Raw genomic sequence first — 9,690 nt, forward strand, 5'->3', positions numbered from 1 at the left:
TTTTGCCCCTCCTTGAGGTCAACCATGTCTCTTCCCATTCGCAACGTCGCCATCATCGCCCACGTCGATCACGGCAAAACCACCCTCGTTGATGCCCTGCTCAAACAATCCGGAATTTTCCGGGAAGGCGAAGATGTCCCCATTTGCGTCATGGACTCCAACGACCTCGAACGGGAACGGGGGATCACGATTCTCTCTAAAAACACCGCCGTTCGCTACAAAGAAACCCTGATCAACATTGTGGACACCCCCGGCCACGCCGACTTTGGCGGGGAAGTGGAGCGGGTGCTAGGGATGGTGGATGGTTGCATCCTAATTGTTGATGCCAACGAAGGCCCCATGCCCCAAACCCGGTTTGTCCTCAAAAAGGCTTTAGAAAAAGGCCTGCGCCCGATCCTCGTCGTTAACAAAATCGATCGCCCTAACGCTGACCCCGATGTAGCCGTTGATAAAGTTTTCGATCTGTTTGTGGAATTGGGGGCCGATGATGATCAATGCGACTTCACCACCCTCTACGCTTCGGGCTTAGATGGCTATGCCAAGCCCACCTTGGCCGAAGAAGGCAAGGATATGGAGCCGTTGTTTAATGCCATTCTTCAGCACGTCCCGCCCCCGGCCGGTGATCCTGAAAAGCCGCTGCAATTGCAAGTCACCACATTAGATTATTCGGAATATTTAGGCCGGATCGTCATTGGCCGCATCCACAACGGCAAAATTTTCGCTGGTCAGCAAGCCGCCCTCTATAAAGACGATGGCAGCATCGTCAAAATGAAGGTGAGCAAACTCCTGGGGTTTGAAGGCTTGGCACGGGTGGAAATCCCCGAATCCTCCGCCGGGAATATCGTTGCGGTGGCGGGGTTTGCCGATGCCAATATTGGCGAAACGATCACCTGCCCCGATAACCCCCAAGCTTTGCCCCTGATCAATGTGGATGAACCCACATTGCAGATGAATTTCTCCATCAACGATTCCCCCTTTGCGGGCCAAGAAGGCAAGTTTGTCACTTCTCGGCAATTGCGCGATCGCCTCTACCGCGAACTCGAAACCAACGTCGCCCTCCGGGTCGAAGAAACCGATTCCCCCGATAAATTTGCGGTTTCCGGTCGGGGGGAACTGCATTTAGGGATTCTGATTGAAACGATGCGCCGGGAAGGTTATGAATTCCAAGTGTCCCAGCCCCAGGTGATTTATCGCGAAATCAGCGGCCAACCCTGCGAACCCTTTGAATACCTCGTTTTGGATGTGCCAGAAAATGCCGTCGGTAGCTGTATTGAGCGGCTGGGGCAACGCAAAGGCGAAATGCAAGATATGCAAGTGGGGGCCAATGGCCGCACCCAGTTGGAGTTTGTGATTCCAGCGCGGGGGCTGATTGGCTTCCGAGGGGAATTTATCCGCCTCAGCCGGGGGGAAGGGATCATGAACCACAGCTTTTTAGAATATCGCCCGATTGTGGCTGAGTTGGAAACCCGGTATAACGGCGTGATCATTGCCTTTGAAGAGGGGACAGCGACGTTCTACTCCCTCAAAAACGCCGAAGATCGCGGCGTGTTCTTCATTGAACCCGGCACAAAGGTTTATAAGGGCATGATCATCGGCGAACACAACCGCCCCCAAAACCTCGATCTGAATATCTGCAAAGCCAAACAACTGACGAACCACCGCGCCGCTGGTGGGGATGAATTGGTGCAACTTCAGACCCCCATTGAAATGAGTCTAGAGCGGGCTTTGGAATATATTGGCCCGGGTGAACTGGTGGAAGTCACACCGCAATCGATTCGCCTGCGGAAAATTGACAGCAAGAAACTGGCAAAACGCTGATCCTGTAAGGGGTTGTGATATGGTGGGAGGGCAAAACAGGCTGCTCTCCCTCTGACAATGCCGAATCTAACCCCTATACTGGAAGTATTGAAGTATTCATGATTTGGCATTAGGGTGCTGGAGTTAAATCGGGCTAGGTAAGGGTGTGTTCAAGCCTTGCCGAGCGACTTTGAAACACGCAGTTGGTCATTCCCTAACCATGTCATCATTATCCCTTTCCACCGATCTTGATTTGATCAAAAGCCTGGATCCCAGTGCGATGGATCAAATCCTCTTTTATTTGGCCTTTAGTGCGATGCGCACCAGTGGCCACCGCCATGGTGCGTTTCTCGATGCGGCAGCGACGGCGGCTAAATGTGCGATTTACACCACCTATGTTGAACAGGGTGAGAATATCCGCATGACGGGGCATCTCCATCATATTGAGCCGAAGCGGGTCAAGGTGATTGTGGAGGAGATTCGCGAAGCGTTGACGAAGGGCAAGTTATTAAAGATGCTGGGTTCCCAAGAACCCCGCTATCTCATCCAGTTCCCCTATGTATGGTTGGAGAAATATCCTTGGCAGGGGGGGCAAGCTGGGTTAGCCCACGCATCGCGCTTAGTGCAAACCAATTTGACCAGTGAGCAAAAGCACTACATTGAAGAAAAATTGCCGGCGGATATCCCCAATGCTCAACTGATTAATTCGTTTCAGTTTTTTGAATTAATTGAGTTTTTACATTTGCGATCGCAGGAAGACCTCCCCCCGGAACGACAAATGCCCATGAGTGAGGCGCTGGGCGAACATATTAAACGGCGGCTGATCTATTCGGGGACGGTGATGCGGGTGGATAATCCTTGGGGTCTGCCTTTTTATGCGCTGTTGCGGCCCACCTATTCTCCTTCTGGTTCTGAGGAGCGGGCCTATACGGTGGTGGAGGATACGGCGCGATTTTTCCGGCTGATGCGGGATTGGGCGGAGGAGAAGCCGCCAGTGATGCGGTTGTTGGAGGAGTTAGATATTCCTGAGGCGGATCTACCAGCGGCCAAGGCTGAACTGGATCAGGTGATCCGCGCCTGGGCGGATAAATATCACCGTCAGGGTAGCCCGACGATGATTTTACAGATGGTCTTCGGCAATAAGGAGGAGTGATCCCCCCTGCCCCCCTTAATAAGGGGGGTTCAAGAGTACACCCCCTTTTTAAGGGGGTCGGCGTAGCTGGGGGATCGTGCAGCCTCAATTTGAAACGGAATCCCCCTGCCCCCCTAAGCTCCTGCGGGGATGCGCCTTCGGCGTAGAAAAAGGGGGGTTCAAAGGTACACCCTCTTAATTAAGGGGGGTTTTCCTAGGCAGAGCCAAGTAACAAGGTTGAAGTAGGGGCGAAAAATTTTTCGCCCCCAAGCCAATTAATCGGATCAAGGGAGAGCATCACAGCAGGGTCGGATCAATGCCGAGTTCTTGGAGTTTTTGGGCGAGGCGATCGCGCTCTACCTGCAACTGATCCCGTTCTGCTTTAACCTGATCCCGTTCCTGAGCAAATTCCTCTAAAGTCTTGAACGGCTCACCATTGGGATAGAAAACCGCTAAACCGTCCTCAAACATGGCAAAGCGAATTTGCAGGAGGGGGGAAACCCAGGGCAAATTGAGTTCTGTCACCCAATGCCAATCATTTTCAACCTGGATCAAACCCCAGAAGTTCCGGGCTTGGGGATCATAAAAATACATCTCCCGTACACCGTATTGCTGATAAAAACGCTCCTTTGCCGCCATCTCTGATGGTGTATTGCTTGGAGAGAGAATCTCAAAAACGACTTGAGGGGCGATGTTCTCTTCCTGCCATTGTTTATAGCTGCCCCGATAGCCATCAGGGCGACCCAAGACCACCATGGCATCAGGAGCTTGGCGCGGCACGGTTGGACGGGGTTGATCCGGTGTGGGTTTCACCTCGACGGGATACCAGAGCAAATCTCCCGCCACGAAGGCCACTTGATCTTTTAACAGTCGTTTGAGATTCTCAACAAGTCTGACAATCCATTGATATTGCTCGGTGTTCTCTGCCATGGGTTGACCGTCGGAGTCAGGGTAGAGGGTTTGGGGGGATAAGGGGGCTTGTACCATATTGGCCAACATGGATGAATCTGTGGGCGGATTGGGCATGATGACCCAATGACTACTGTATCGGAAATCTGTTTGTGGTATGGACAGCATGGGAGAGGGCGAAAATTTTTGTGCCTCCGGCAGGCTTACGCCAACGCCCCTACTTGATCTCGTGCCATGGCTCTGCCATGGCATGGGCATTGGGCGGCTCTGCCGCCTTCTGGGGCAGGGAGGCAGAGCCTCCTTGGCAGAGCCAAGTAACGAGGGATCGAGGTTTTATTCTCGATGCCAGAGCGTGCCTTCGGGTTTATCCACCAAAACAATCCCCGCTGCTTTGAGTTGATCGCGGATGCGATCGCCCTCGGCAAAATTTTTCGCCTTGCGAGCGGCGGCCCGTTGGGCGATCAGCGTTTCTATGGCTTCATCACTCAATCCTGCGGTACTTTCCGCCTCTGGTTCACCCGCCACTAACCCCAATACTCCCGCCAATTCCACGAGGGTACGCCAACGACCTTCGAGAGCGGGGTTCGGCTCCACCACGCCACCATGGACGAGAATATTCTTCACTTTCCGTAACTCCTTGGCCAGTTCAAACAAGACGGCTAACCCGTTGGGGGTGTTGAGGTCTTGATCCATGGCGGATTGAAAGCGATCGCTCGCCTCCAGATCCCGCGATTGGGGATTCTGCCAAGCTAAATCCGTGGCGAATTCATTCCCCAACTGGAGACCCTCAGTGAGGGTTTGCCAGCCATTTTCCGCTGAGGCGATCGCCTCTGGGGTGAAATCCAACGGCTTACGATAATGGGCTTGCAATACAAACAGCCGCAACACCATCGGATCCGTGGGCCGGTCGAGGAAATCGCGGATTGTGACAAAATTTTGCAACGATTTTGACATCTTATCGCCGCCGATTTTGACCATGCCGTTATGGAGCCAATAGTGGGCCAGGGGGCGATCGCTCGCCCCTTCTGATTGAGCAATTTCGTTTTCATGGTGGGGGAAAATTAGATCCCCCCCCCCGGCATGGATATCAATCGTGTCGCCAAAATGCGATCGCACCATCGCCGAGCATTCAATATGCCACCCCGGCCGCCCCGGCCCCCAAGGGGAATCCCACGCCGGTTCTCCCGGTTTCGCCCCCTTCCACAGCGCAAAATCAAAGGGGTGCTGTTTCTTCTGCTCCTCCGTTCCCACCCGGCCCCCGGCCCCCGCTTGGAGATCCGCCAATTTCCGCCCCGAAAGTTTCCCATATTGGGGGAACCGCTCGACGCTATAGTACACATCCCCCTCAGCGGCGTAGGCAATGCCCCGATCAATCAGGGTTTGGATCAGGGCGTGGATTTGGGGGATATGCTCCGTAACGCGGGGATAGGCATCGGCATCAAGGATATTGAGGCGGCGCATATCGCTGAAATATTCGGCAATGTAGCGATCGCTCACCGCCGCCATGGTGCTGCCATCCTTTTGGGCGCGGTTGAGGATCTTGTCATCAATATCCGTGAAGTTTTGCACATATTCCACTGCATAACCCCGCCAAGTCAGGTAACGGCGCAACACATCCCAAACCATATAGGAGCGGCCATGGCCCAAATGGCAGGCATCGTACACCGTCACGCCACAGCAATAGAATTTCACCTTCCCCGGTTCGAGGGGTGTAAAGGGTTCTTCGGTGCGGGTTTGGGTGTTGTAGAGGGTGAGAGCCATGGGGGAGCGTCCAAGAATAGATCCTTATCCTAAGGGGCGATCGCCGCCTGGGGCAATTCCCCACAGTTAACGAGATTTTAAGAAATGGGGCGATCGCCTTTTTCTTGGGCTAGGCTAGCGGCCAACTGCATTGGAGGAAATTGAATGACCTATCGCATTTTGGCCCTAGATGGGGGTGGTTTTCGAGGGGTGATGTCGGCACAGTTGTTAGTGGCCATTGAAACCGAACTCGCCAAACATGGCAGCACCCTCCATGATTATTTCGATCTTGTCACCGGCACATCCACCGGCTCGATCTTGGCGGCGGGCATTGCCGTGGGCAAAACTGCTCAAGAACTCCTAGGGCTGTACGAAAATTATGGCAAACACATTTTTCCCAACTATATCCGGCAACTCCGAAAAATTACCAACATCACCCGCGCCTTTACCCCCATTGCCCTTTATCCCCACTACCCCGAATGGCCCCTCTCCCCAGAGGACGGCGTAGCAACCGTATTATCAACGGTGTTGGGGGATACGCCCATCAGTGCGTTAAATAAACCCGTGTTGGTGATTCCCGCCTATGATGTTTCCGTGCGGCGCACCCGTTGGTTTTGCAGCAACAACGATGGTTACGGTATGCCCCAATGGTACGATAGCCTCCCCGTCTGGCAATTCTGCGCCTGCTCCTCCTCTGCACCCACCTTTTTCCCTCCCTTTGAATTGACCGTTCCCACGCATTCATATCCCGGTCAGCCGGAAGCGGGGAAAAAGTTACCCTTTATTGATGGCGGCGTGGCGGTGAATAATCCGGCAATGTTGGGGATTGCCCACGCGATGCTGATGCCCTATGAAAAACCCACGGATACGCCTTTAAATTTGCGGGATGTGGCGGTGTTATCCATTGGCACGGGACGGCCCACGGAACCCTATTCCTATAAAGAGGTGAAGGGCTGGGGATCATTGCAATGGGCAACGCGGTTGGGAGATTTATTTATTCCGGCTCCCAATGATGTGACGGCGGCCATTTGTTGGCAGATTATTCGGGCGGAATGTGATGAGAATGCCAAGCGGGTGCTGCGGTTGGAATACAGTTTGAGCAAAGAATTAGCCCCCATTGATAATCCCCATCTTTATCAAGACTATGTAGATTTTGCTCATCAGTATTTAAAGGGAGAAACGGGCCGCAGTAGTGATTTAGCGCGGGTGGGGATGAGTGAAACGGTTACGCCGTTGGAGGCGATCGCCCAATTTATCACCGCCAACCCTCCAGAAGCTACGGCGAGTCAACCCCTCTAGGATCCTGGCTCCAGTCACACAAAAACATAGGGCGGGAAATCTCCCGCCCTTTAAATCATACCCCCAAGGGAATTCGAATCCCTGTCGCCTCCGTGAAAGGGAGGTGTCCTAGGCCTCTAGACGATGGGGGCTTAGTGCGTTTTGGTGTCTCGCGTTGGCTGTGCGTTTTTCCAGAACGTTTTTAACTATAGCGAATAGGTGAGGGGATGTCAAGCCTTGGGCGCAAACTTTTTTAGCGCTGGCCAAAACGCAGTTGGCTTAAGCGGGCTTGGGCTTGGGGATCGAGGCCGCTGAAGAGGAAGCGGCGGGAGGATTGGGTGGGCTGGCGATCGCGATGCACCCGCCGCCGGTTCGCCTGCTGCACATCTAAACCCAATCGCCGGGCCGATAAACATTCAGCGCCGTAGCCGGTGACGGTTTGCTGTTGGGCATAGTCGGAGGTGGCGACGATCAGCCGCAGGGGGGAGGGGTTGCGGTGACGCTGGGCGCAGGTTTTTTCAATGTAGGAATCGGCGGTTTGGGCGTATTCGGTGTAATGGACGGAAAGATGAGCCGTATAGGCTTCGGTATAGGCACGCTCAGGGCGAAAATGGGCATCAAACACCACTTGGGTTTGAAAATCCTGCCAGGCCGCATAGTTGATCAAGAGTTCAATGAGGCGATCGCGGGCCGCCTCAAGGCCATCTTGTTGTTGTAATTGTTGCAAATCGGGCCAAGCCCCGATCATGTTATAGCCATCGACTAACAAACGAGCGAGAAATTGGGGAGTTTTCATGATTTGGGGGCATATTCAAGGGGTGAACAGGGCCGGCTGCCTGTTTCCTCAGTATTGAGAACGCTCACACCGGCCCGACACCGTAACGCACCCACCCATCAAAAACAGGGAGCGATCGCAAGCGTAGCTAGAACCAAAGCGAGACTTGCCATCTCTGCGTTTCCCTAGCCCAACTCAATAATTAAAAAAAGGCAAAGCCAATAATCACAATGTTAACAATGATTTCAAAATATGAACCCCATTCCAGCAAATTTCCCCCTTCCCCCTTCCCCCTTCCCACTTCCCACTTCCCACTTCCCACTGTTCCCCCTTCCCTCATTTCATCAAAACCCGCTTCAACCGCTGCGGATCACCCTGATCAACAATCCGGCCAGTTTCCAACAAAATTGCCCCATCACAATAATCCAACTCATCCAGGCGATGCGTCACCCAAAGGGCGGTGATCCCCCGTTGTTTCACCAATTGCCGCACCTGCTGCACCAGTTCGATCTGGGTATCGGGATCGAGTAACGCCGTGGGTTCATCGAGGATTAACACTTCACAATGGCGGGCGATCGCCCCCGCAATGGCAATCCGCTGCTTTTGCCCCCCACTGAGGGCATAGATGGGGCGGCGTTGAAAATCGAGAAGATTCACCGCCGCCAGGGCTTCCCGCACCCGCCCTAAGACTTCTTGATTCGTGAGTTTTTCCCCCACCAAACCAAAGGCCACATCCGCCCCGACCGTGGGCATCACCAATTGATGATCGGGGTTTTGAAAGACAAACCCCACGGGCGGCTTCACGGTAATGGAACCCGCCTGGGGGGTGAGCAGGCCCGCCAACAGTTTTAAGAGCGTTGATTTGCCGCTGCCGTTCGTGCCTAACAGCATCCAAAATTCCCCCTGAGGGATACTCAGGGAGCAGTGATGCAAAATTGGGGTCTGACGTTGCCAGCTAAAATCTACTTGGTCAACGGCGATCGCCGCTTTGAGGGGATTGGGGAAAGCATCCATCACACGTTAAGCATCCGACGGCTCTAAGCCCAGGAAGCCCGCCACACGGCCAGCAGTACTGGCGGTTTTCTCAGAAAAGGCCACAGCACTAATCTGATCACTGAGTACCGTCACCCGTTTATCCGTTTGCTTCTCACAGGTCAGTTCCACCAAAATGGGGGTCTGGCTCTGCATCGCGTTGCGGATCTCGTGGTACAGCCCTTCGGCGGCTTCTTTTTCCTTCCGTTGCACCGAGATGGGCATGGGGGAGTGTTTGATAATTACGTCGATACTGAACATTCACACAATGGGGGTTTAGGGCTAATCTGTTCTGATTATCAATCATCGACGGGGGTTTTTGGCTTTTGCCGCGTTTCCCTGCCATTTTTCAGAATATGTTTTATTATAACTAACATGAAGAAACGTAAATATTGTTGACGGGTGGGAGGCGATCGCCCCCTATCCTCGCCATTAAATCCTTAATTTACCTACGTTTCAGCACAAAAGAACTACATCCTTAACGGAGATTTCTCATTTATGACCATCGCTGTTGGCAGAACACAGGAGCGAGGCTGGTTTGATTCAGTGGACGACTGGCTCAAACGCGATCGCTTCGTCTTTATTGGTTGGTCTGGTTTACTGCTGTTCCCCTGCGCCTACATGGCTCTGGGGGGCTGGCTCACCGGCACCACCTTCGTCACCTCCTGGTACACCCACGGTTTAGCCTCGAGTTACCTCGAAGGCTGCAACTTTATCACCGTGGCTGTCTCCTCCCCCGCCGATGCCCTCGGTCACTCCCTGTTGTTCCTCTGGGGGCCTGAAGCCCAGTGGAGCTTAACCCATTGGTTCCAAATCGGTGGGCTGTGGAGTTTCGTTGCCCTCCATGGGGCATTCGGCTTAATCGGCTTCATGTTGCGCCAATTTGAAATCGCTCGCCTGGTGGGGATTCGTCCCTACAATGCGATCGCCTTCTCTGGCCCCATCGCCGTCTTCGTCAGCGTCTTCTTAATGTATCCCCTGGGACAATCCAGTTGGTTCTTCGGCCCCAGTTTCGGGGTAGCAGGGA

Annotated in this window: 8 protein-coding genes, 1 tRNA gene and 1 pseudogene; 4 read left to right on the top strand and 6 right to left on the bottom strand. The window is 53.7% G+C overall.

Annotation, left to right across the window (positions count from 1 at the left end):
* The first annotated feature begins 24 nt into the window (after positions 1 to 24).
* Both typA and hetR read left to right on the top strand, forming a co-directional pair.
* Positions 25 to 1,818, top strand: a complete 1,794-nt coding sequence (typA, locus tag VB712_RS19405; protein WP_323257811.1) for a translational GTPase TypA — start codon at positions 25 to 27, stop codon at positions 1,816 to 1,818.
* A 199-nt stretch (positions 1,819 to 2,017) separates the two neighbouring features.
* Entirely contained in the window at positions 2,018 to 2,950 is a 933-nt protein-coding gene (hetR, locus tag VB712_RS19410) for a heterocyst differentiation master regulator HetR (protein ID WP_323257813.1), read from the top strand.
* 276 nt (positions 2,951 to 3,226) lie between these two features.
* On the opposite strand, the gene VB712_RS19415 is transcribed toward hetR, so the two are convergent.
* Complete coding sequence (locus VB712_RS19415; protein WP_323257825.1) at positions 3,227 to 3,916, bottom strand: Uma2 family endonuclease; 690 nt, start codon at positions 3,914 to 3,916, stop codon at positions 3,227 to 3,229.
* Between the two features lie 255 nt (positions 3,917 to 4,171).
* A complete protein-coding gene (gene cysS, locus VB712_RS19420; protein WP_323257815.1) occupies positions 4,172 to 5,599 on the bottom strand; it encodes a cysteine--tRNA ligase in 1,428 nt (475 codons plus the stop codon).
* Positions 5,600 to 5,743: 144 nt separating this feature from the next.
* Between cysS and VB712_RS19425 the strand changes: the two genes are divergently transcribed.
* A complete protein-coding gene (locus VB712_RS19425) occupies positions 5,744 to 6,877 on the top strand; it encodes a patatin-like phospholipase family protein (protein ID WP_323257817.1) in 1,134 nt (377 codons plus the stop codon).
* Positions 6,878 to 6,935: 58 nt separating this feature from the next.
* Here VB712_RS19425 and VB712_RS19430 read toward each other — a convergent pair.
* The 4 genes from VB712_RS19430 to VB712_RS19445 all read right to left on the bottom strand — a co-directional run bounded on the left by VB712_RS19430 (position 6,936) and on the right by VB712_RS19445 (position 8,924).
* A tRNA-Glu gene (locus VB712_RS19430) sits at positions 6,936 to 7,008 on the bottom strand.
* 101 nt (positions 7,009 to 7,109) lie between these two features.
* A complete protein-coding gene (locus tag VB712_RS19435; RefSeq protein ID WP_323257819.1) occupies positions 7,110 to 7,652 on the bottom strand; it encodes an NYN domain-containing protein in 543 nt (180 codons plus the stop codon).
* A 315-nt stretch (positions 7,653 to 7,967) separates the two neighbouring features.
* On the bottom strand, positions 7,968 to 8,645 hold the full coding sequence (locus VB712_RS19440; RefSeq protein ID WP_323257821.1) for an ABC transporter ATP-binding protein: 678 nt from the start codon (positions 8,643 to 8,645) through the stop codon (positions 7,968 to 7,970).
* 6 nt (positions 8,646 to 8,651) lie between these two features.
* A complete protein-coding gene (locus VB712_RS19445; RefSeq protein ID WP_323257823.1) occupies positions 8,652 to 8,924 on the bottom strand; it encodes a hypothetical protein in 273 nt (90 codons plus the stop codon).
* 237 nt (positions 8,925 to 9,161) lie between these two features.
* Here VB712_RS19445 and VB712_RS19450 point away from each other — a divergent pair.
* Positions 9,162 to 9,690, top strand: a pseudogene (locus VB712_RS19450) (photosystem II D2 protein (photosystem q(a) protein)); the annotation flags it as partial.

The organism is Spirulina sp. CCNP1310 (assembly GCF_034932185.1).
In the GTDB taxonomy this organism is placed as follows: domain Bacteria; phylum Cyanobacteriota; class Cyanobacteriia; order Cyanobacteriales; family Spirulinaceae; genus Spirulina.